The 22,110-nt window shown below is 72.8% G+C and carries 24 protein-coding genes; 15 read left to right on the forward strand and 9 right to left on the reverse strand.

Translation table 11 applies throughout. From position 1 onward, the window contains the following. Window positions 1-7: 7 nt before the first annotated feature. From ACSMTC_RS17020 to ACSMTC_RS17085, 14 genes are all read left to right on the forward strand, one after another. Entirely contained in the window at window positions 8-775 is a 768-nt protein-coding gene (locus ACSMTC_RS17020) for a hypothetical protein (protein ID WP_436560542.1), read from the forward strand. 31 nt (window positions 776-806) lie between these two features. After that, window positions 807-1,718 (forward strand): SPDY domain-containing protein, encoded by a 912-nt coding sequence (locus ACSMTC_RS17025; protein ID WP_436560543.1) that lies wholly within the window; start codon window positions 807-809, stop codon window positions 1,716-1,718. Beyond that, window positions 1,715-2,206 carry a hypothetical protein gene (locus ACSMTC_RS17030; RefSeq protein ID WP_436560544.1) on the forward strand — a complete coding sequence of 164 codons (492 nt, stop codon included), beginning with the start codon at window positions 1,715-1,717 and terminating at the stop codon, window positions 2,204-2,206. The genes ACSMTC_RS17025 and ACSMTC_RS17030 overlap by 4 nt, the downstream gene beginning before the upstream one ends. Before the next feature lie 13 nt (window positions 2,207-2,219). Next, a complete protein-coding gene (locus ACSMTC_RS17035; protein WP_436560545.1) occupies window positions 2,220-3,008 on the forward strand; it encodes a hypothetical protein in 789 nt (262 codons plus the stop codon). 131 nt (window positions 3,009-3,139) lie between these two features. Then, window positions 3,140-3,973 (forward strand): hypothetical protein, encoded by an 834-nt coding sequence (locus ACSMTC_RS17040; RefSeq protein WP_436560546.1) that lies wholly within the window; start codon window positions 3,140-3,142, stop codon window positions 3,971-3,973. Between the two features lie 62 nt (window positions 3,974-4,035). After that, on the forward strand, window positions 4,036-5,667 hold the full coding sequence (locus tag ACSMTC_RS17045) for a DUF317 domain-containing protein (protein WP_436560547.1): 1,632 nt from the start codon (window positions 4,036-4,038) through the stop codon (window positions 5,665-5,667). A gap of 21 nt (window positions 5,668-5,688) precedes the next feature. After that, window positions 5,689-6,549: a hypothetical protein gene (locus tag ACSMTC_RS17050; RefSeq protein ID WP_436560548.1), complete on the forward strand. Its 861-nt coding sequence runs from the start codon at window positions 5,689-5,691 to the stop codon at window positions 6,547-6,549. A gap of 169 nt (window positions 6,550-6,718) precedes the next feature. Then, on the forward strand, window positions 6,719-6,895 hold the full coding sequence (locus tag ACSMTC_RS17055) for a hypothetical protein (RefSeq protein WP_436560549.1): 177 nt from the start codon (window positions 6,719-6,721) through the stop codon (window positions 6,893-6,895). A gap of 156 nt (window positions 6,896-7,051) precedes the next feature. Then, window positions 7,052-8,197: an AAA family ATPase gene (locus ACSMTC_RS17060; RefSeq protein WP_436564716.1), complete on the forward strand. Its 1,146-nt coding sequence runs from the start codon at window positions 7,052-7,054 to the stop codon at window positions 8,195-8,197. Further along, entirely contained in the window at window positions 8,194-9,993 is a 1,800-nt protein-coding gene (locus ACSMTC_RS17065; RefSeq protein WP_436560550.1) for a hypothetical protein, read from the forward strand. Before ACSMTC_RS17060 ends, ACSMTC_RS17065 begins: the two co-directional genes overlap by 4 nt. A 311-nt stretch (window positions 9,994-10,304) precedes the next feature. Further along, a complete protein-coding gene (locus ACSMTC_RS17070; protein ID WP_436560551.1) occupies window positions 10,305-10,910 on the forward strand; it encodes an SPDY domain-containing protein in 606 nt (201 codons plus the stop codon). A gap of 112 nt (window positions 10,911-11,022) precedes the next feature. Then, the gene (locus ACSMTC_RS17075) at window positions 11,023-11,295 is read left to right on the forward strand and encodes a hypothetical protein (RefSeq protein WP_436560552.1); all 273 of its coding nucleotides are present in this window, start codon (window positions 11,023-11,025) and stop codon (window positions 11,293-11,295) included. A 90-nt stretch (window positions 11,296-11,385) separates the two neighbouring features. Next, the gene (locus tag ACSMTC_RS17080) at window positions 11,386-11,802 is read left to right on the forward strand and encodes a hypothetical protein (RefSeq protein WP_436560553.1); all 417 of its coding nucleotides are present in this window, start codon (window positions 11,386-11,388) and stop codon (window positions 11,800-11,802) included. After that, window positions 11,799-12,167: a hypothetical protein gene (locus ACSMTC_RS17085; protein WP_436560554.1), complete on the forward strand. Its 369-nt coding sequence runs from the start codon at window positions 11,799-11,801 to the stop codon at window positions 12,165-12,167. The genes ACSMTC_RS17080 and ACSMTC_RS17085 overlap by 4 nt, the downstream gene beginning before the upstream one ends. A 475-nt stretch (window positions 12,168-12,642) precedes the next feature. Here the strand turns inward: ACSMTC_RS17085 and ACSMTC_RS17090 are convergent, their stop codons facing one another. The 9 genes from ACSMTC_RS17090 to ACSMTC_RS17130 all read right to left on the reverse strand — a co-directional run bounded on the left by ACSMTC_RS17090 (window position 12,643) and on the right by ACSMTC_RS17130 (window position 20,907). Beyond that, a complete protein-coding gene (locus tag ACSMTC_RS17090) occupies window positions 12,643-13,041 on the reverse strand; it encodes a hypothetical protein (protein WP_436560555.1) in 399 nt (132 codons plus the stop codon). 106 nt (window positions 13,042-13,147) lie between these two features. Beyond that, a complete protein-coding gene (locus tag ACSMTC_RS17095) occupies window positions 13,148-14,134 on the reverse strand; it encodes a hypothetical protein (RefSeq protein ID WP_436560556.1) in 987 nt (328 codons plus the stop codon). 106 nt (window positions 14,135-14,240) lie between these two features. Then, complete coding sequence (locus ACSMTC_RS17100; protein WP_436560557.1) at window positions 14,241-15,500, reverse strand: ATP-grasp domain-containing protein; 1,260 nt, start codon at window positions 15,498-15,500, stop codon at window positions 14,241-14,243. A gap of 51 nt (window positions 15,501-15,551) precedes the next feature. After that, a complete protein-coding gene (locus ACSMTC_RS17105; RefSeq protein ID WP_436560558.1) occupies window positions 15,552-16,862 on the reverse strand; it encodes an MFS transporter in 1,311 nt (436 codons plus the stop codon). A 104-nt stretch (window positions 16,863-16,966) separates the two neighbouring features. Beyond that, window positions 16,967-17,680 carry a hypothetical protein gene (locus tag ACSMTC_RS17110; RefSeq protein ID WP_436560559.1) on the reverse strand — a complete coding sequence of 238 codons (714 nt, stop codon included), beginning with the start codon at window positions 17,678-17,680 and terminating at the stop codon, window positions 16,967-16,969. Between the two features lie 396 nt (window positions 17,681-18,076). Further along, window positions 18,077-19,810, reverse strand: coding sequence for a relaxase/mobilization nuclease domain-containing protein (locus tag ACSMTC_RS17115; protein ID WP_436560560.1), 1,734 nt, complete (start codon window positions 19,808-19,810; stop codon window positions 18,077-18,079). After that, window positions 19,800-20,468 (reverse strand): plasmid mobilization protein, encoded by a 669-nt coding sequence (locus ACSMTC_RS17120; RefSeq protein WP_436560561.1) that lies wholly within the window; start codon window positions 20,466-20,468, stop codon window positions 19,800-19,802. Before ACSMTC_RS17120 ends, ACSMTC_RS17115 begins: the two co-directional genes overlap by 11 nt. A 20-nt stretch (window positions 20,469-20,488) precedes the next feature. After that, entirely contained in the window at window positions 20,489-20,713 is a 225-nt protein-coding gene (locus tag ACSMTC_RS17125) for a hypothetical protein (protein ID WP_436560562.1), read from the reverse strand. Continuing rightward, window positions 20,710-20,907, reverse strand: a complete 198-nt coding sequence (locus tag ACSMTC_RS17130) for a hypothetical protein (protein WP_436564930.1) — start codon at window positions 20,905-20,907, stop codon at window positions 20,710-20,712. The genes ACSMTC_RS17125 and ACSMTC_RS17130 overlap by 4 nt, the downstream gene beginning before the upstream one ends. A 70-nt stretch (window positions 20,908-20,977) precedes the next feature. Here ACSMTC_RS17130 and ACSMTC_RS17135 point away from each other — a divergent pair, with 70 nt between their 5' ends. Then, the gene (locus ACSMTC_RS17135) at window positions 20,978-22,084 is read left to right on the forward strand and encodes a hypothetical protein (RefSeq protein WP_436564931.1); all 1,107 of its coding nucleotides are present in this window, start codon (window positions 20,978-20,980) and stop codon (window positions 22,082-22,084) included. The last annotated feature ends 26 nt before the right edge of the window (window positions 22,085-22,110 follow it).

Consider the following 22,110-nt stretch of genomic DNA (forward strand, 5'->3'; position numbering starts at 1 on the left):
CATCCCGTTGTACATCGCCTCCTTCCACGACGCCCGCGACGACCTCGATCTCGACGAGTTCAACGCGGCCGACCCCGAGTCCTCCCGAACCATCAACCGGCTCTTCAACCCGGAGAGTTCACTGTGGATCATCGCCCATTGCGCGGCGGCCCCACTTCGCCGCCCAGGGCCGCGGTTGCACGACTACTTCCTCCTGCTCGACTCGTACGCCTGCTACACCGAGCGCCCCGGAGCACCGGAGATCGTCGCCGCCCACTTCGACCGCGACCCGAACACCCTTATGATCCGGGCCACCATGACGTCGCACGCGCTGGTCCCGCTGGCGCAGAACTGGCTCGTGGGCCGCGGGGCGGAGCCCGGCAGGGTCTTGGAGCCGGAAGGCTGGAGCGATCCGCTGGATGCGGAGACCGAGCGGCTGGAGGAGTTCCTGCGCGGCAGCGGTGAGCGGTTCGAGGTCCACGACACATTCACCCGCCACGAACCACCGTACGAGACCTGGGTGATCGCCACCGACACCGAGCAGTCGCCCGGCCCGGCGCAGGTCTTCTTCTGGCAGCTGCCCGACGACAAGAGTCCCGCCTACACGGTCCGCAGCGGGCAGTTCGACAGCCTCGACGCCGCGTACGAGTGGACCCGGGACACCTCCGCGCCCCTTCCGGCCGCCGCCCGCGCCCAGGCGGCCCGGCTTCGCGCAGCACCGATCCAGCCCTCACCCACGCAAACCCCCACACCGCCGCCGACCGCCACCAACACCCGCCGACCCCAAGGCCGTTGACTGTTCCCGTACCCACTGGAGGCTCTAGCCCTTGCCCGACACCTACCTGCCGCACCACGACCCCGACGTCGAGACCCTGGTCCGCCCCCGCTACCTCGCCGGCCCCGGCGACCGGGCGTCCGTCGTCACCGCCTTCGAGCCGTTGCGCGGGTGGCGGGTCGAGGCCCTCGGCCCGAGCCGGGCCGAGGTGATGGCCACCAGCCCGTGCCACCGTGTCCGCGTCGGGTACCGTCCCGACCAGCCGCAGGCGTGGCAGGTCGCCGCCTCCCCGGAACCGTTCGCCGGCCCCGCCTGGCGCGGCGGATTCAGCCGGGCCACCCCGCCGGAGATCGTCGAGGCGTTCCTCGGCCAGCTGGCCGACTCCCTCCAGTTCGACGTGGTCAGCGACCACACGGGCACCTTCGTGTCGCTGGAGGGATCGCTCGCGGACGCCAACGAGGCTCTCACCGACGCAGGTTGGTCGACGTCCCGCTCCGACGGCCACTGGCTGACCAGGTCGGGCGACGGCGCGGTCGAGTACGACGTCGCACCGCTCGCCGATCCGGCGGTCGAGCTGGCGGCCGACGTGCAGTGCGGCTTCACCTGGCGCATCTCCCCGGACGATCCGGACGTGGGATGGAGTGCTGCCTTCAGCTCGTGCACGCCGCTGCACCTGATCGCTGCGGTGAACGGCGCCGTCACCGACGACAGCCCGGTCGTCCGTACCACCGACGAGCTGCCGCAGCGGGTGGTCGCCCGGGCCCGCACCGAGCAGGCCGAGGTCGACCGGCGCGCTGCCGAAGCTCGTACAGCGCTGCCGACCGCCGTCGAACTCCTCGCCGACCAGCGCTCCAGCGCCGCCCGCTCGGGCACCGCCCCGGCCCCCCGCGCCCCGCTGCGCGACCAGGCCGGACCGCTACGGGCCGGCTTCCCGGCACCTGGGAGTCGGCGCTGGAGGATGTGAGCACGTCGGCGGCGCTGACCGAGGTGTACGAGCGGCTCTGGGACCTCGGGATCACCCAGTGGGCCCTGCTGGAGTTCGCCAACGACCGTCTCGGGATGCTGCGCGACGGCCGGGGCCGGGAGCTGGTCGTTCTCCCACGCCCGTTCCGTGCGGGCCGCTATCTGATCGCACCGCTGGTCCCGGCCGGAACGGAGCCCGGCGCGGTGGAGGACCTGACGCCGTTCGGTCTGTCCGTCAGCTCTACACCGGCGCGGGCGGCCGAGACGGCCCGCCGTCGACTCCTGCCCCGGCTCGACTACGCCCTGCTGCGGGCCGAGGAACGTGGGGCCTGTCCCGGACCGCCTTCCGACGAGGGACGCCGCAGGGTCCACGCCGCCACCGCCCGGACGAGCGTGCCGGCATGCACCCCACCGGCCGTCGTCTACTCCGCTGGCCCGCTGCGTCCAGCCACCCCGCTTGCGGGCCGAGGCCGAGTCCCGGCCCCCTGACCGAACGAGATTTGTGCCCACTGCTTCCTCTGTTGTCTCCACCGAGCCGCTCCTCTCCGTCCGCCCCACCCACCTCGCCGGGCCCGGCGACGCCGACCTGCCGTCGCTCCTCGCCGAGCGGCACGGCTGGTTCCGCCCCTACGACGTCTCGCCCCGCGTCGTCCTCATGAGCGGCACCGACGGCATCGCCCTCTCCAACGAACCAGGGCCGACACCCCTGTCACTGAGCGGGGCCGACTGGTCGGTCGCCTTCTGCCACCAGGTACCGGCAGAGATCACCCAGTCCCTCGTCGACGAGGCCGCCACCGGCCTCCTCCACCGCCCGGACCTCTTCACCGGCACCGGCCGCCTCGTCGGCCACCACGCCCGCGCGGCCCTGCTCGCGGCCGGCTGGTCCGGCCACCACCGCGACGGCTACGAGCTGGTCTCCGCCCCCGACCGCCGCGCCGCCCTCTCCTTCCCGCTGGAAGCCCCCGGCAGCGAGGTGATGCTGACCGGCGCCGCCGAGAAGGGCACCTGGACGGTGCGGTTCGGCGCGACCGCCCCCGAGCGACTGCTGACTGCCGCGACCACCGCCCTTCTGGCCCCGGCCGTCCGCCGGGCCGGGCAGCTCCCGGCGCGGCACCGGAACCTGCTGACCACCCAGACGCTCGCCGAACGCCCGCCGCGCACCGGACGGTTCGGCGCGGCCCGCGCCCGGAGCACCGCGTCCCTTCCGGTGTCCACCGCTCTTCCGCTCGCCGACCGCCCGCGCACCGGCAGCAGCGCGTCCGTGCCGGCACCGCGGCACCGCCCGTCCTGACCTGACCCCTCTCACTCCTGGAGACCTCGCTGCCCGCCGATCCCGACCCCGACGACCTGGTCGCCGTCCGCCCGCTGGAACTCGCCGGCTCGACCGAGGCCGGTGCTGAACGGCCCAGTCCGCCAACGGCGTTGGTCGCGGTCACCCCTCGCCACTACGCCGGGCCCAGCGTCGACGCCGTCGACCGGCTTCGCCAACGTCTCCAGGCCGAGGGATGGGTTGATGCGGAGGGCGTCCTCACCAGTGCGTGCGGCCGGCTGGGCGTCGCCTGGCCCACCGAGTCGGACAAGCCACGCGGTTGGGGACGCGAGCGGACGTACGCGCCGTGGCGGGTCTGGGGCACCCAGCGCGCCGGCGCGGGCGTCGCCTGGCGGGTCACCGGCTGGCGCCTGGTCCCCCAGGAGATCGTCGAAGGTCTGATCGGCGAGGCGACCACGATGCTGGACGAGGCCGACAAGGCCGGCCGGATACCGTTCGAGTCGGGCGTCCTGGCGCTGGGGTTCCTGCCGTTGGCAGCCGCGGGCTGGACCAGTGAGGTGACCCCCAAGGGCGCCGCCACGTTCGAGTCGCCCGACGGACTCCTCAGCGCCCGTTGCGGGCCCCCGGACGCCCTGTACGAACTCCGCGGCCGACCGGCCGCTCGCATCTCCTGCCGGCGGGCGCTCGGATTCTGGGAGGTCGAGATCAGCGCGAACACCCCCTCCCGGCTGGCCGCCGCCCTGTGCCGCGACGTCTCCGACCCCGGGCCCCTGATCCGCAATCCCGATCACCTGCGCCTGGACGCCACCGACCGGGAGGTCGCCGTCGTCACCCCGGTCACCGCACAATCCCTCACCACCGCGACCAGCCGCCGGGCCGCCGCCATCACCCGTTCCCTGCCCAGCCTGTCCACCACGAGCACCACCGCGCCCGCCGGCAACCCGGCCACCGCTCACCCCGCGACCGCGAGCGCCTCACGGCGGTGACCGCCGACGGAGCCCCGCCCGACGAGGCGCCGTTCCGCCCACCCCTCTGCTTGGAGCCCGAGTTGCCCACCGACCCCGACGAACTGGTCGCCGTCCGCCCCTTGGAACTGGCCGGCACCGGCACCGCGCCCAGCGACCTGGGCGACCACCTCGTCTCCGCGTACGGGTGGGAGCACGATCCGGACAGCACCGCCGAGGAGCCCCTGCTCGTCAGCCCCTGCCGCCGCATGGCCCTGGAGCACGGCGACTTCCCTCTCGGCCGCCGCAACCTCCGCAACCACTGGCGGCTCTCCACCTACGCCAGCGGAGAGCCGGATGCCATGGGACTCTGGTGTGTCTGGTTCAGTCCCAGGACGCCCTACGAACTCACCCACGGCCTCGTCCTGGACGCCGCGGGCCGACTCGACAGCGATCCGTCCTCCGTCCTGGCCGACCGCAGGGCCGGTGACGACATCGCGCGGATTCTCTCCGACGCCGGATGGACGATCAAGCAAGGACCCTGGCGGACGTTCATCCACGCGCCCGGCGCCGCCACCCTCCTGGTGCCCTCCCACCCGGAGCGCACACTCGCCTTCAGCCTGGGCAACACCAGCTCCGACCTGGCTTGGGAGGTCATCGCCTCGCCGTGGGCTCCCGAAGCAGTCCTGCGCACGGCCGCGGTGACGCTGGCCTCGGACGCGGCGCTGCGCCGCCGCAGCGAGATCCCCGCCCACCACCTGGCCCGCGTCACGATCGAACCCGCCGCCGTCGCCACCCTGCCACGGTGGCGCCCCCTGCTCGAGACCCCGACCCGACCGACCGATCTGGAGAACCCCCTGCCGGCCACCACCGCACCGACCGCTGCCGAGCAGCTTCGCCCAGCCGACCCGGAAGCGGACCTGGTCACCGTGACCCCCCGCCACTACGCCGGACCCGGCCGTGGTGGCGCCGAACAGGTCAAGGGCCAACTCACCGCCCAGGGCTGGACGGTGGGCACCGACTCGATGACCAGCCCATGCGGCAGGCTCGGCCTCGCCTGGCCCGACGGCACCAACACCCCGACCCGGCAGAGCGCCGCCTGGCGGGTCTGGGGCGCCCAGCACCGGGGAGGGAGCGTCGCTTGGCGCATCACCAGCGGTGATCTCGTCCCGCCCGAACTGATCGCCGGCGTCGTCGACGAGGCGCTCGCCATGCTGGATGAAGCCGGACCGGACTCCCGTCAGCCCTTCCAGGCCGGAGTCCTGGCCCTCGGTCTCCTGCCCCTTGCCGAGGCGGGGTGGCAGAGCACCGTCGAGCCCCGCGGCTCCGTCTCCTTCCGCTCGCCCGACGGCTACGTCGCCGTCCACTGCGACGTCCCAACGGCTCTCCATGACCTGCGCGGCAAACCCGCTGCCCGAATCAGCTGCTACCGGGCCCGCGGGTACTGGATGGCGGAGATCAGCGCGAACACCCCCTCCCGCCTCGCCGCCGCACTCTGCCGCGACCTCGCCTCCCCGGAGCCCCTGCTGCGCAGCACCACCGGCCTCCACCTCGACGCGACCGACCGGAAGGTCGCCGTCATCACCCCGGTGGATGCCGAGGCCCTCACTGCTCCGGCCCAGCGGCGCGCTGCGGCGCTCGCCCACGGCACCCAGCTGCCCCGGCCGAGCGCGGAGCCCGGCACCGCCACCACCAGCACCCCGGTCAGCACCCCCGCCCCCGGCCAGCGGCGCTGAACCCATCACGTAGAAGCGACCATGACCGCCTCCCCACACCCCGCACTCCTGGACAGCCGCCGCCTGCTGAATGCCGCCTACGAGGGCCTGGGCAGCGCTCCGGTCGCCGACCTGCTGGTCGCCGCGAGCCGGACGCTGGAGCCGTCCAGGGGCTGCCTGGCCCTCGCCGACGCCGGCTTCCGCCTCGCCCAGCAGGTGTACCCGCGTCCGCAGAACCCGTTCGACCCTGCCGTGCTGACCGCCTTGGCCAACGCCGACACCCTCAAGGGCACGGCGCGGCTGGCATGCTTCTGGCGGGCTCTCGCCACGACCGCTGGCCCCGACGAACTGGTCATCGAGCTACCGGAGCTGCCCGCCCCTACCCCCGGCCCGCAGCAGCGGGCAGTCGCCTGGCTGCACAACGGGCACCTCTTCTCCCGCCTGGGGGCCGCGTCGTACACGGCCCTTGAGGTGGCCCTCATGGCAGCCGTCGACGACGAGGCCCCCTTGCCGCGAGCCCTCGCCAACCTGGGACCGACGGTCTGCGGCATCGTGCCCGAGGGCCCGGACCTGCCGACGGCGTGGTCCGCCACGATCGAGGCGACCGCCCGCCATGCCGTCGCCTCCGTGTACGGGCTGCCTCGCGAGGCCGGCCTGCTGGACGCACGCATCCCCGAGATCCTGGCCGATGCCGCCCGGGCACCCCAGCGGATCCAGGCCGAGCTGCTGGAGGACGCCGCCGGCGCGTTCCGCTACGCGAGCGACGAGCTGTTCACCACCCCAGCGGAACGCCGGCGTGCGGACGCGGCCCGTGCGCGCACCACGACCAGGCGCCCCCGGGCAGCCCCGCAGCCGGCCCCGGCTGCACCACGGGCGCTGCCGCAGCAGCGCCGCGTCCGCTGACCGTCGAGTCCCGTACCCCGGAACACGGCTGGCACCGGACGCCAACACCCCCAAGTCCCGACCCGAACACCACGGAGAAGTCCTGACCTCGCATCCTCTCGACTCCGCCCAGGAACCCTCGCCCGTCCACGAGGCGGGGGCGTCCGCAGAGCGCACAGCCCAGCGGTTCGTGCCGATCCGGCACGCCGGCACCGGCGAGACCACCACCACGAGCTACAACGCCGCCGCGTTGCGGATCCTGCTCCGGGCTGGCTTCGAGGAGGCTCCTGACCCGGCCGAGGCCCCGGGCGAACTGGCCCGGACAGAGCCCGTGAGCGGGCTGGCCACGCCCCCACGGTCCCGGTGATCGTCCCGCCCGTGATCCGCTCCGGGAGCGGCCCCGCCATCCCGGCATATTGCCAACCCCGCCTGCCCGCATACCCGTTGGAGGTTCCTCGCTTTGACCACACCTGCACCGCCCGTCAAGCCAGCACACGCCAAGCCCGGCGAGCTGCGGGCCAAGGTGGCCCAACTGCTGGCCGACCGGCCGACGGACCCGCTCACCATCGGGGAGATTTCCAAGGCGCTGGGCCACTCCCACGGTGCTGTCCAGCAGGCGGTCAACACCCTGGTCCAGCGCGGGGAGGCCGACCAGCTGGGCACCGGACGGCAGTTCCGCGCGAACGGGAAGACCGCCTTCGCCGCGGCAGTCGTGGTGATCAGTCCACCGGGCACCCACTCTCCCCGGGCCCAGGCGGCCACGGCCCGCACGACCCCGCCCGCACCGAAGACACCGAGGCAGGTCGGTCCGATCCGCCGCGCGGGCGGTCAGCTCTACTACCCCCGGGAGCTGGCCTCCCTGCCCGACGTTGAGGCGCTGGCGCGGCTGCGTGCCGCCGACGTGCCGGTGCTGCTCTACGGTCCCCCGGGCACTGGCAAAACCTCGCTGATCGAGGCGGCCTTCCCGGACTTGATCACCGTCGCCGGTGATGGGGACACGACGGTCGGCGACCTGATCGGCGATTACACGCTGGACGACAGTGGGGGCTACGTCTGGCAGAACGGTCCGCTGGTCACCGCGATGACCGAGGGCCGCGCCTTGCTGATCGACGACGCGACCTTGGTCTCACCCAAGGTCCTGGCCTCGATGTATCCGGCGATGGACGGGCGCCGCCAGATCCAGGTCAAGGCCCACCAAGGCGAGACCATCACGGCCCAGCCCGGCTTTTTCGTGGTCGCGGGCCACAATCCCGGCGTCCACGGGGCGGTCTTGACGGAGGCGCTCGCAAGCCGGTTCTCGGTCCAGATCCAGGTCGGGACCGACTACGACCTCGCTCAGGCGCTGCGGGTCGATGCCCGGGTTGTGCGCGTCGCCCGGCACCTCGCCGGTCAGGTCGAGCTGGGTGAGCTGGGTTGGGCCCCCCAGCTGCGGGAGCTGCTCGCCTTCCAGCGGACCGAGGCCGTCCTCGGCAGCCCGGCCGCATGGGCGAATCTGATCGGGATCGCCCCGTTGGAGGACCGCGATGTCGTCGCCGCCGCCGTCAGCAAGATCGCCGGCATCAAGAACGTCCGGCCGCTCACCCTTGGCCGGCAGCTGCCCGCCACCACCGCCACGGCCGCCCAGCAGCCCCCGGGCGGCACCAACTCCGCACGCCGGGGCTCGCGATGAGCGCCCATCACCACGTCCTGCCCCCCGTCACCACGCCCGACGACGACGCCGACCTGGCGCGGTGGGACGACGACGGTGCCCCGCCCGCACAACCCCGTACTTCCCCAGCCGCCTGGCTGCGCGTGGGCGCCGAACTCGGCGACCGGCTGGTCGACTTGTCTGGCCGCCAGGACCTGCTCGTCACCTGCCGCCCCGGCACCCGCAGCGGCGCACCGGCCGCCTACTACCCGCGTGGCGGCGAGATCGAGTTCGACTCCGACCTGTTCGGTGCCCTCCAGCCGCACGAGATCCGTCCGCGGATCGTGGGCGATGAAGAGCGCTATCCCGCCGCCTGGGGCGTGTTCGTTCACGAGGCCGCCCACGCGGCCCACTCCGTGTGGGTGGAGCCGGGCGACGCGGACCCGCGCGTCGTCGAGGCGGCGCTCCTGCTGGAGGAGAGCCGGGTCGAGGGCGCCCACCTGATCAGGCGGCCGACGGACCGCGCGTACCTGCGCGCCTCGGCCCGGACCCTGGTCATGCCCGACATCGCCAACCCCAGCGTCCAGGGCATCAGGCACGCGGCCAGCGTGGCGGCCCTCATCCTCGGCCGCCGGGACGCCGGCGTGCTCGACCCCGGCGAGACCCGAGCCGTCGCCGACCTGTGCGAACAGGTTCTGGGCGACGAGCTGCTGGCCACCCTCACCAGCATCTGGACCGCGGCCCAACGAACCGCCGACCAGGACGGCGACACCATGCTCGCGCACGGCAAAGCGTGGTGCGACGCCCTGGACACCGTCTCCCCTTCTCTGCCCCTGCCGCAGGGCCTCACCGATCTGCTGTCCGACGCCGTAGGGGTCGTCATGGACAGCATGGACGCCAACGACGCCGCCGACGCCGCGGCCCAGGCTGCCGCGGACAACGCCCTGGCCACGCAGGCGGAGGCAAAGGCCCAGGGCCGCGCCCAGCAGGCCGGCCAGCGGCGCAAGGCCGCCGCCACCGCGAGGTCTGTTTTCAACCCGAGCGGAACCACCGTCAGCCCTGGCGGCGCACCGAGGCCATCCCGGAGCCCGGTGACCGGTACCCGCAAGCCGACCGCTGCCGAGCAGACCGCCGCCGCGCGCCTGAGCCGCGCGCTTCGCGCCGCGGCCTTTCGTGAGCGGACCGAGGAGCGGACCACCAGCCCCACCCCGCCCGGCCGGCTCAACGTCCGCCAGGCCCTCGCCCGCGACGCCCAGCTCGCGAGCGGGTCGATCCCCACAGCAGAGCCGTTCACCGCCACCCGCCGCCGCAGCAGCGCGACCCCGCCGCTGCGGGTGGGCATCGCGGTGGACGTCTCCGGCTCCATGTCGGCCGCCTGCGGGCCCGTCGCATCCGCTGCCTGGATCGTGGCCCGCGCCGCTGCCCTGACCGGCCCCGACTCCCGCACCGCCACCGTCGCGTACGACTACGACCTCACAGCACTGACCCGACCCACCCACCGGGCTCCGGACAGGGTGACAACGTTCGCCGCCCGCGGCGCCAGCCACAACCTCGCCGATGCCTTGGACGCGCTCGACCACGGCCTCGACCTCAGCCGCCCCGGCACCGGCCGCCTCCTCGTCGTCGTCACTGACGCCCACTACGACCCGGACGAGACCGCCGAGGCGCTCACCCGCATCAACCGCCTCACCACCACCGGCTGCGCCGTACTCCAGCTCACCCTCACCACGAACTCCCTACACCTGCCCGGGACTACCCTGCTCCACCTGCCCCGGCCCGACAGCGCCCCCGCCGCCATCGCCCAGGCCGCCACCACCGCCATCCGCAAAACACGCTGAGCCGCCCTGTCCGCCGACGTCGCCAACCTCACCGACTCCGCCGTGTTCATCGAGGCAGGCCCCCGGTTCGCGGCAGGGCCCAACCTTCAGCAGCCAGCCGCCGCCGTGTTCGCCTGCGGCAGACAGCCAACCCCTGTACGGACTATGCGAAACCGGGCAGTCCAAGTCAACATGGACGACCACCGCAGCCCCTCAATGAGGAGGACGTTCCCCTGCCCATCGTGATCTCCGCCCCGGTTGTTCGCGGTCCGCGTCCTGGCGAGGACATTCCACACCGAGACTGGCCTATCGGCGAGGGCAACACCGACATCGTGAACGCGTTCCTCCACGAGCATGGCTGGACCTGGGGCATCGAAGCCGACGGCGGCCTGCACGCCGCGTCGCCGTGCACCCGGGTCCACTTGGGCCATCGGCCTGACAACCCGAACGCCGACACCTGGACCATCGCCGTGGACGGTACCGCCCGCCAGCCCGGCTGGAGAGCCCGCTTCAATCGGCACACCCCCGCCGAACTCGTCCTCGACCTGCTGACCGCACTGGTCAGCCGCTCCACGCCCCGCCCGGATGTCCGCGGTCGGCGGACCGGCGACACCGTTCCCCGCTGCAAGTGGCCCACCGGCGAGGGCAACGCCAACATCGTGAACGCGTTCCTCTACGACCATGGCTGGGCCTGGGTTGTTGACGCCGACGGCGGCCTGCATACCGCGTCGCCGTGCACCCGGGTCTACGTGGGCTACCAGCCCGACAACCCGAATGCCGACACCTGGACCATCGCCGTGGACGGTACCGCCCGCCAGCCCGGCTGGAGAGCCCGCTTCGATCGGCACACCCCCGCCGAACTCGTCCTCGACCTGCTGACCGCACTGGTCAGCCGCTCCACGCCCCGCCCGGTTACCGCCACTTCCCTTGCTGCCTGAGAGCGCACGTCGATGAGGCGAGTCGCCCTGCTGCGCGGTTGACCGACTACCGAGCAGACGCCCTCCTCGCCCGGTGCGTCGGCGGGAACCGCCGACTCCTACCACCGCCGATATGCCATCGCGGCCCGTCGCCCCCGCCGTTCCTCCGAAAGGACTCGTCATCACCCTCCGTCTTGATTCCCTCGCCTTCGCCAGGATCCTGGTGGCCGCCTCGGCCTTCGATCTCGTCTACGACGCCGTCTGGGCACACCGCACCACCCTCGGCGGAACGGTTCTGACGGTTGCCCAGCTGGCCGTCGCATGGATGCTGATGTCGCGCGTCCCGGCCCCGGCCGTACCCTGCCGTCTCGACCACGTGCCTCGTCCGCGCGGCCCGCAGGACTGATCTGCTCGTGTTCGCACTCCGCCGCGCCTCGGCCCGGCGGCCAGTCACCGACGCCGTTCCCGCGTCGGACAACGCGAACACGGAGGCCCGTTGGACCCTGAAACCCTCGATCTGCGCGGCACCCGAGTCGCCATCGCGCGCGCCTTCGGCACCGCCTACGGCCCTACGAACAGTGCCGGCGAGCGTACCCGGTACCACGTCCTGGCCTACCTCGCCCCCTCGGACCTCTACCTGGTGGCGGTCGGCGGCATCGACGCCCACCGCCGCGCCGCACGCGCCCACCCGCTCGAAGGCCGCTGTGGCTGGACCAGCCCCGACCGCCTCTCCGCGCTCGTCGTCGCCCACCCGGTGCGCGCTCCCCGCGAAGGGCGCACCTTCTGCCACCACCACGTCGTCCCGGCAATGCCCGAACTCCCCTGCCGGGTCTGTCTGATCCGTCCGCCGCGAACCGACTGCGACTTCTTCGCCCGCTCCCGCTACGCTCCGCTGCCTCTGGAGGGCCTGTGACCACCACCTCAACGATCTCCCGCCGCGGGCTGCGCCGCGCAGCGATCCTGCTGATTGGCCTCACCGCCCTCTCGGGCGCCGAGGCCGTGGCAGGCTCCGGACTGCGCAGCCCGGCACTGGCCGCCGTCCCGCTCACCGTGTGCGCGGTGTCCGTCTTCTCGGTGTACGCGGTGTCCCGGCTGCTCGACTCCGACGCCGACCGTGCGGTGCTGGGTGAGCTGGCGCAGGGCGCGGCTACCTGCGACGAGTTGGCTGTCCGCCTCGGTCTGCGGACGGCCGTGGTGCGGCTCAGCCTCACCCGGCTGCTCAGATCCGGGCAGGTTCACGAGGACATCCCCGGCAGCTTTCGTCAGCTCACGCACTGAGAGGCGGCGCCTTACGGGGTAATACGAAAGAGGCGGTGCCGCGAATCCTCGCGGCACCGCCTCTTTCGTGGTTCGGCTGCCAGCCCTCAACACCAGCTATGAGAAGCCCAGTCAAGGTCTCCTCGGCATCGGGATCGGCTACGAGCCGTCGGCTGCCAGCCACCTGCGGGCCTCCACTCGGCGGGCCCTGCGCCGGCGAATCCTCGCGGCCCGCCGACCGAATTCGCCGGTGTAGTAGAAGCAGGTGCACCCGCGCCCGGCGTACCGGCACTTACGCCGATATCCTGGCAGTTCGCGTCCCGACATCGACGTCATCAGGTCCTCTCCGATCACTTCACGTTCGGCCGCGCAATGCCGAGTTGCCCATCTGCCGGCGGACCTGCGAGGCTGGACCGTGGTCAGTACCTGACCGAGCGCGAATCCCGCTCGGATAAGGCCCTTGCGGCCGGCGCGACTCGGCCGACGATTCGCCGGCTCAGTTGAAGTAGATCCCCGCGAAGGTGCCGTCATAGCCGGCCGAGGTCATGGCGGTATCGAAGTCATCCCACACCTTCTCCGGGTGCGAGTAGTGCTGGTCGAAGTAGTCGACCGTCAGGTCCCGCTCCGGCCACTCGTGAGAGCAGCGGCAGCGGACGAAAACCTGGTCCCCGAAGTTGAGGAGCAGCCAGTCACGGCGGGCCTTGCAGTGCTCGCAGGTGATCACGATGCCGCGCGGGTTCAGCTCGCCGGCGTGGGGAACGGCCCGAATGATGGGCTTGCCCGGCTCGGGTTCCGGGGCCATCAACGGGGTGTCGGGGATGTGGAGTTCAACTTCAGACAGCGGCGGGAGGAACGTCGGCTCGTGGTCGTCGCGGCGTCTCGGCAGATCCGACAAGTACAGCCCTTTCATCAGACGTGGCGGCTATAACCACGAAAAGTCCGTTTTTATTCCCGAAGCTGGATTCCGTTACCCAGGTGTGACTTTCCAGGGCATCGGGCGTTCACCGTCGCTGTTCCGCACCTCGCTTGGCAGCCGTTGCGCTGGGAGGCGGCTCGGCGTGCCCTGCCGGGTCGCCGCTGGTCTGCCGGGGTGAGCGCGCTTGTGCGGCAGCGCGTCGAGCCGAGCCGTCGGGTTCAGCAGCGTCTCGCAGCAGCGCGGCGAGGGCCGGACCGTGGCTGAGCCAAGTGTGCACGTCGTGCCACGCTTCGGCGTTGCGCTCTTCCAGCGCCTCCTTGTAGCCGTCGACCGTGGTGGTCCTCGTCAGGATGTCCTGCCACCGGTGGAGGATTTCGCCGACGCCCGCGAAGGCGCCCTCCAGCTCGCCCAGCTGCCAGTTGGCCCGGTCTGCGGCCGGCCCTGGCGGCAGGCTCGCCTGGGCGGTCCGGCCGTTCTGCAGGAGACCGTCGACATGCGGCAGGACCTGTTGGAGGTGGGCGAGCGCGAAAGCATCGCGGCGGACGACGCCATCACCGTACAACTGGTCGTCCAGTGGCCAGCCCTGCTCATCGCTCAGGCCGTCGGAGATCGAGTCCCAGTGGTCGACAGCCAGTTGGGCTCCCTGCAGGGCACCTTCCATGACGGTCAGGCGGTGGTCGGCGACGAGTCGGTCGTGGCGGGGCAGCAGGTGCTTGGCGATGTCGGTAGCTGCGGTGGACGGGTCGGCGGGGACGGCGAGTTCAAGCTGCGCGCCGTCACCTGCGTGCTCGATGTAGGAGCCAGCGTCGGCCAGGGCGATCGAGCGGATCGTGAAGGCAGGCTCGGTGGACTGCCGGCCCCTGGTAACCAGCAGGCTGATCGGCCGGGTGGGATCGGTGAGAACAGCGGCATCCCCCAGGTCGGCCACCGGGGGCACCGGTCCGAGAACGAACAGGGAGAAGGTGTAGGCCCAGTCGGGGTCTCGGGCGAGGTCCTGATGATCGACCTCCCATGTCCCCCACCTGCCGGGCAGGTGTGCGGTGAGAGCGGCGGTGTAGGAGCGAAGGTCCACGGGTTGGTCCTGACTGCTTGTCCCGACGGGTCGTCGGGCCGGGCGGGCGAGTACGGTGTCGGCGGGTCCGGTGTGAGCAGCGCACCGGACCCGCCCGCAGCCGGTGTCAGCCGATGGTCGGCTGGGGGTCGACCGCGATGTCGAGCAGGCCCTCGGCGTGAGCGAGGCGCTCGTGCACTTGGGCGGCGTCGGCGCCGGTGACCACCAGGTGCCCCAGGCGGGCGGTGCCGAGGTCGCCGCGCGGCGGCAGCAGGGCCTGCTGGCCGGGCCGGAGTTCCCACACGAGGCGCTCCAGCCAGTCGGGGGTGCCGAGTTCGGGGCGGGGCTTGGCGGCGCGGACGGTTCCGGAGCCGGCCGGGTGGAGCAGGCGGATGCCGGCAGCCGCTGCCCGGGTGGGGGTGAGGTCGGGTTCCCGGCCCAGGGCGATGTCGACCGCTGCGGCGGCGAGGTCGATCCCGGTGGCGAGGTTGATCAGGTGGCCCACCAGGTCTCCGCCGATCCTGGCGTTGACCTCGAGCAGCTTGGGGCCGGCGGTGGTCAGGCGCATCTCGACGTGGGAGATAGCGCTGTTGACGCCGAGGGCGTCCAGCGCCGCCTCCGCAATCGGCCCGACCTCGGCGAGGAGCGGGTCCCCGGCGGCGACGATGTGGCCGACCGCCTGGAAGTGCGGGCCGGCGAGTTCCGTGCGGGTGACGGCGACGGCGGTGGTGATGCCGTGGGAGGTCACGCACTCCACCCCGATCTCGGGGCCTTCCAGGAGTTCCTCGACGAGGATGCCGCTGCCCTCCGGGCCCTGGTCCTCGGCGCTGGCGCTGGCGTAGGCGAACGCGGCCGGCAGCTCGTCGAGCCGATCGACCCTGACGACGCCGACGCCGCCGGTGCGGGCGGCGGGCTTGATGACCACGGGCAGGCCGATGCGGCGGGCCGCGGTGGTGGCGGTCACCAGGGAGGTGACGCGGATCGACTGGGCGGAAGGCACGCCCTCGGACACCCACACCGCCCGCGAGGCGGCCTTGTTACGGCAGGCCGTCGCGGTCGCCGAGGACTGGCCGGGCACCGCGAGGTCGGTGGCGATGTGCGCAGCCGGGACGAGGGCGTGCTCGTCCCACGTCACCACGCCCTTGATCTCGTGACGGTCGGCAAGGCGGGCGACCGCCCACCGCAGCTCCTCGAGGTCGCCGAGGTCGGCGACCTCGTGGTCGCGCAGGTAGGGAAGCTGCCAGGTCGGCTCGGCCTCGGCCACCAGGACCAGCGGGCTGCGCGTGGCGGCTGCGGCGAGGCAGTACGAGCTGAACGCCTTGTCGCCCGAGCCGAGGACCAGGAGCACGCCCTTGTCGAGGGTGTTGTCCGGAAGGGAGGCGGTCATGGTCATGTGGTGCTGTTCTCCAAGAGGTGGAAGGGAGTTGGGACTGGAGGGTCAGGCGGCCTGAGTCTGGAGGTCCTCGGCCTTGTGCGCGGTGGGCTCGGCGGCCGGGTGTTCGTAGGCGTCCCGGTGACCGTGGAGGCCGACCAGGCAGAAGGCTGTGGCGACCGCGGTGGCCACGGCGGTGGCGAACAGCAGCGCCCTGACGTTGGCCGCCGGAACGGCGAAGACCAACAGGCCGGCCAGCGGCAGCGGCACCAGGACGAGCAGGACGCAGGTGGCCAGTGTCGCGGAGAAGCGCCGGGCGGGGATCAGCCGGGCCCGGGCGGTGCGCAGGGCGACGGTGGCCGCGCCCTCGGCGGCCATCACGGTGCCCACCGCCGCGGTGTAGGTGGTCAGGGTCGGGGCGATGGCGGCGGCGCCGGCCGCGGTACAGGCGACGACGGAAGACGTGAGGATCACGGCGAACACACCGAAGCGGTCGATGGCGGGCTTCGCGGCCAGGGCGGCCAGCAGGGAGGCGCCGGCCGCGACGCTCCAGACCAGGCCGGTGGCGGCGGTACTGCGGTGCAGGTCCTGGGCGACGGTGATCGGCGTGGAGACCTGGAGGACTCCGAGGACGAAGTTCGCCGCGGCGAGCGTGCCGATCAGCCAGGCGAGCGCGGGGGTGCGCAGGACGCCGTCGATTCCGCCCGCGAACACGTCGCGGGCCCGTTCGCGGCGGGCCTCGGCGGCCAGCCGCAGGCGGGTTCGTGGGGTGTGCATGACCAGGGCCATGGTGATGGTGACACTGGACAGGACCGCGACGGTGGTCAGCAGGAGGGCGGGCCCGGCGAGCAGGAGCGCGCCGCCGATCAGCGGTCCGAGCAGGGCGGCGCTGCGGTCGATGGCGGTGCACCTGGACTGCACGCGGTGGATCTGGGTGCCGGCGCGTCGGCTCGCCTCGGAACCGAGGGATTCGACCGCCAGAAAGCTGCCCTCGGCCAGCATGCCGGCGGCGATGCCGAAGGCGAGCACGACCGCCACGCCCAGTCCGACGCTCATCCCCACCAGGGTGAGCAGAGCGGCTGCACCGCGCGCCAGGCTGGTTGCCAGGACGGCGGTCTGCGGGCTGTAGCGGTCGACCATCGCTCCGCCGAGCACGACCGCCGCCAGCCTGGGCAGCCACTCCAGCAGGAAGGCCAGCCCGGTCCACATCACCGAATGGGTGAGGGTGAGGACCAGCAGCGGCACGGCGTAGGTGATCACCGATCCCGCCAGGGCGTCGGCGCCGCGCAGCACGTAGCAGCGCAGCAGCCAGTCCCGGTCGCTCTGCCGGGGACGGCGCGGGACACGGCGGGCCGGCTCCAGGAGCGCGGGCTGCATGATCGAAAGGGGCAAGAGGGTGCTCTCCGGCTTGGGCGTGGTGCGGGGCGGAACAGCTGTTGCCGTCCGCTCGTGGAGGTGTCAGGCGGTCGCGTTGAAGGCGGTCAGCGGTGGTGGGAGACCGGCAGGGCTGCGCCTCCGGCCGGGCCGGCGAGGACGACCGGTTGCCCGACTGCGGGCTGGGGGTCGAGGTGGGGTGTCGGGCAGGTGACGCCGTACCCCTCGGCGCGCAGTCCGTCCACGGCGCGGGCCACGGCGGCCCGGCGCTGCGCCGGCTCGGCGAGGGCGACGGGCAAACGGTACGAAGTGCGTTCGGCAGAGGGGTTCTTGATGAAGCCCGCCTGCCGGAGCAACTCCTCTGCTCGAAGCAGGGTGGTCTCTGCCCCCTGCCAGCCCGGATCGATGTGGTCCAGGTATCCGTACACCCCCACCAGGAGGTCCGGGACGCTGCCGCCGTTCTCGGCGTGCGGACCGTGCGGCTCACTGTCGTAGGCGACTTCGAACTGGTCAGGGTCGTCCGGATGGTCGCGGATCACGAGCCAGCTGGGCGGCGATCCGGGGCGGTAGTCGCCGCCGTCCTCCGACGGGGAGATCGTCAAGTGGCTGCCGTCCGCCAGCAAGACGTTGACGACGTAGTCGCTCGCGCCGTAGTCGACGACGCACTCCAGGCCGTGGCTCTCCAGCGGGTCGATGAAGCCGCGGTACCGCTGCGCGGGGTCGTCGGCGTCGTACACCCGGGGCGTGAGAGGCCCCATGACGTGGGCGGTCACGTCGAAGCCGGTCTCAGTGATCAGGACGGTGACCTGGTCGGTGCGCACGGCGGGTCCTCCTGCTGCTCTCGGGCGGTGGCGCGCCCGCCGACGAAGCGTCGATCGCGTCCGTCGGCGGGCGGATCACCAGAGTCCCGGCCAGCGGGCTCGCTGCAGCGAGCCGATCTTGTGCTATGCCCTCTGCACCGCGCCTGGCGGTGGCCGATTCTGTCCGCGCACGGGCCCTCCTGCGACGCTGACCCGTCCGGATTCCCACCCCACGAGAAGGGGGCCAGCACTTCGGTGCTGGCCCCCTTCTCGCATTTCTGGGGCCGGGCGCAGGGCCCGCCCCAGGAAGGAACCTCCACGTGAGCAACCACATGCTCCTGCTCGCCACGCTCGGCGCGGTCTGGGCCGTGCTGAACGTCGGCCACACCCTGGCCGACCACGTCCTCGGTCCGACGTTCAGCTTCGGCCGCTCCGCCCCCGGCGCTGCGACCCAGGAGCCGGGGCAGCGGCCCCTGCGGCCCTGGGGCGGCTGCCGGCCCTTCCGGGCTCGGCCGCCGGCACGGCCGACAGCTTCGCGATCCGGCGCACCCGCCAGACCATGACGGCGGCGACGGACTCCGCCGTGTCGAGTTCACGACGGTTGCGGGCTCGCTCGAGGAGCGCGGCCGGGTCGTGGCCGGCAGCCTCCGCTTCGGCGAGGGTGGCCGCGAGCGCGTCCCAGTCCTGCCTGCCGGGCTCTGTGTTCACTGCCTCGGGCAGCTTGTCGCGGATGACCGCGTCCTGCCGTTCGCGAACCGGTGCCGGCAGAGAGCGGCCTCGCGAGGCCATGGCCGCCATCGGGCGGGCAGCCACCGTGGTGTACGCCGCGCGCAGTTGCTCGGCAGCGGCGCTGGCGGCGGCGGCCTGTTGGGCGTGGGCTCGCGCCGAGTGCCACCGCGCCGATGCGATGGCCAGCAGGATCAGGGCGGACAGCAGCATGGCTGCTGTGCCTCCGTCCTCGCCCCTGTTCCCCGCATAACCGTTGCTGAGCAACTGGCGGGCCGCCGTGCGGACGGCCCGGTTGTCGGCCCGCTCGGCGCGGACGTGAGAGCGCGACGCCCGCTCGAAGGCCCTTGCCGCCGAGAGGAGTTGGGCCTTGGTGTCGGCCGGGGCGCGCACGGCCAGGACGTCGATGATCTCGATGGCGCCGACCAGCTGTGCCGCCGCGTCTTCGTCGGTGCCTTCCTGGATCGTGCGGGTGGCGTCGTCGACCGCGGCGGCGGCGTCCCGGCGGGCACGGGCGGCCTTGGAGCCGGGCACCCGCGCCTTGCCGGAGCTCGGGTCGCCCACTTGGGCCTCGCCCGTCACGTCGGCCCGGACACCGCCGTTCAGCCGCTTGCGGATGCGCGGAAGGGAGAGGTCCGGCGCCAGCTTCGAGCCGCTGAAGAAGATCGGCTTGCCTTGGGCGTTACGGTCGTCCGGGTGGGCAACCGAGTAGCCGAGAACGTCGCCGGACGGGCCGACCCTGCGCTGCACCAGTAGGCCGGTGGCTTCGAGGTGGCTGAGGAACTCGGCTTCGTCGGCGGCGCCGGCGACGGCCTGGCGCACCCGGTCCCTGAGCTGCAGTCGCATGGGCTCCGGGCGGCCGAGGCGCTCCGCCTTGTGCCCTTCCGCACTGGTGGGCCGCTTGGCTGCCGTCTTGTCGCCCGGGTTGAGCTGACGTAGCCCGAGCTCCTTCTCGATCAGGCGGCATTCGTCCTGCGCGCGCTGGGCGTCGTTGTGGAGGCGGGCACCGCGCAGGTCGCCGCGCACCACGGTGGCCATGATGTGGATGTGGCGCGGGTCGTGGCGTACCGCGATCCAGCGGCAGCCGTCCGGGTCTCCGGGTTCGGCGAGGCCGGCGGCGGCGACGACCCGGCGGGCGACATCGCCCCACTCCTCGTCGGAGAGCAGCCGTTCGTCCGGGTCAAGACTGACCGGGCAGTGCCAGACGTGGTTCTTCAGACGGGGACGACCGCGCTGGTTGACCCGTAGGTCGAGTGCCTGCTCCAGCTGCTTGAGGGTCGCGTTCGGATTGCGGCCCGGGTCCGGCGCGAAGCCGTCCCAGGAGGCCACCAGGTGGGGGTCGAAGTGCTCGTCGCGCCGGCCCGGGCCGTAGAGGTAGGCCAACAGGCCATACGTCTTGTTGCCGCGGCTGACGTCAGGGACCAAGCGGACCGCCGGTCACCAGCTTGGCAGCGGTGTCGTCGACCACGGCCACGGCCTGGCGGACGGCGCCGAGGGTGAGGGCCAGCTCTTCCGGCTCCGCGTAGCCGGAGGCGTGGAACCCGAAGGTCAGCTGGTTGAGATTGTTGCCGACGCGGGCGAGCTGCGCTCGGCTGGCGGCGAGTTCGTCGACGGCACGGTCGAGGCGGTCTTGCGGATCGGTGGCGGCGCTGTGACCGCGGGCGGCGCTGATGGCACTGGTCGCGATGAAGCGACCAACGGTCACAGCACGGCTGGCGGCGGCAGCGGCGATCTCGGCTTCTTCATCTTCGTTGAGACGTACAGTCAGCTTGCGCGTACGGCTCTGGGGATTGCGGTGACGGCGGCGCGGTCGACGTACGGGGCGTGCGTCGCTGCTCGGTTCGGCGGCGGACGGATCGGCGGCAACGCTCGGCGTCTCGATCTTCTTCTCCTCCTTCTCCTGCCGGCACCCCCTGGTGCCGGTGACCGAGGACGAGTCGAGCGCCCCCGCTCGACTCGTCCTCGGTCCTCCCTCGTCCCCACCGGGGGCGAGGGCAAGTGCCAAAGTCGGGCGTAAGCCCGGCTTTGGCGATAGCTTGCTGCGCCGTAGGGGCCAAGCCGTCAGCCGCAGAACTGCGGTCAAGAGCAAGGCACTTGGTGCACTCAGGCGGCGGTGGCCTCCAGTTCGAGCTTCGCGTCCAGGAGGACGCCGAGCCCGTAGTCCATGGCCTCGACCGGGCTCTCCAGGACGACCTTCGGCCCGCCGACGGTCCGGCGGACCAGCCAGCTGCCGTCGCTGGCGGCCTTGGCGGATCGGACGAGCCGCTGGTCCAGGAGGAGCTGCATCAGGGCTTCCGGGGTGCTGGTCTTCGACTTGGTGCTGGTCATGAGCGCTTCCTTGGAACGGAGTTGGGCGTGGGAGTGGGCCGTTGTGCGGCGAGGTGCTGGGGGTTCGGGGCGCCGATCGCGGGTGTCGGCGGAGGTTTGGTGTCGTCGATCATCTGCAGCAGCTTCGTCATGCGCTCGTTGCTGATGGAGTAGCCCTGGTCACGCAGGCCGTCGCCGACGACGTCCCGATTCACGCGGCCAGCCTTCGCGGCGGCCTCCCTGGCGACCGGCACCAGCGTCTCCAGCGGCACTCCCCTTCGTCCGATGGGCGGCACCGGACCGGACGGACCCGCCGAGGGCACCGGACCGGACGGACCCGCCGAGGGCACCGGACCGGACGGACCCGCCGAGGAGACCGGACCGGACGGACCCGCCGAGGGCACCGGACCGGACGGACCCGCCGAGGGCACCGGACCGGACGGACCCGCCGAGGAGACCGGACCGGACGGACCCGCCGAGGGCACCGGACCGGACGGACCCGCCGAGGGCACCGGACCGGACGGACCCGCCGAGGGCACCGGACCGGACGGACCCGCCGAGGGCACCGGACCGGACGGACCCGCCGAGGGCACCGGACCGGACGGACCCGCCGAGGGCACCGGACCGGACGGACCCGCCGAGGGCACCGGACCGGACGGACCCGCCGAGGGCACCGGACCGGACGGACCCGCCGAGGGCACCGGACCGGACGGACCCGCCGAGGGCACCGGACCGGACGGACCCGCCGAGGGCACCGGACCGGACGGACCCGCCGAGGGCACCGGACCGGACGGACCCGCCGAGGGCACCGGACCGGACGGACCCGCCGAGGGCACCGGACCGGACGGACCCGCCGAGGGCACCGGACCGGACGGACCCGCCGAGGGCACCGGACCGGACGGACCCGCCGAGGGCACCGGACCGGACGGACCCGCCGAGGAGACCGGACCGGACGGACCCGCCGAGGGCACCGGACCGGACGGACCCGCCGAGGAGACCGGACCGGACGGACCCGCCGAGGAGACCGGACCGGACGGACCCGCCGAGGAGACCGGACCGGACGGACCCGCCGAGGGCACCGGACCGGACGGACCCGCCGAGGAGACCGGACCGGACGGACCCGCCGAGGAGACCGGACCGGACGGACCCGCTTGGTCACTGCTGACCAGCCGCAGGCGGGGCTGGTCGGTGAGGGTCTTGTCGTGGTCGAGCTCCGGAGTCTCCGAGCGGATTCGGCGGAATCGGTCTCGCCGCCAGGTGCGGACAGTGCTCGGTGTGGCGGGGTCAGTCAACTCCGTGCCGGCCGTTGGCGACTGGTTTTCCGTGGCCTCGGCGTCGTCCGGCTCGCTGTGCGCCGCAGCGGGGGCTGCGTGCCGCGACATGACGATATAGAGGTGGGTGGCGCCGCCGAGCACCAG

The sequence above is a fragment of the Kitasatospora sp. HPM-01-4 genome, assembly GCF_051374625.1.
Taxonomy (GTDB): Bacteria; Actinomycetota; Actinomycetes; order Streptomycetales; family Streptomycetaceae; genus Kitasatospora.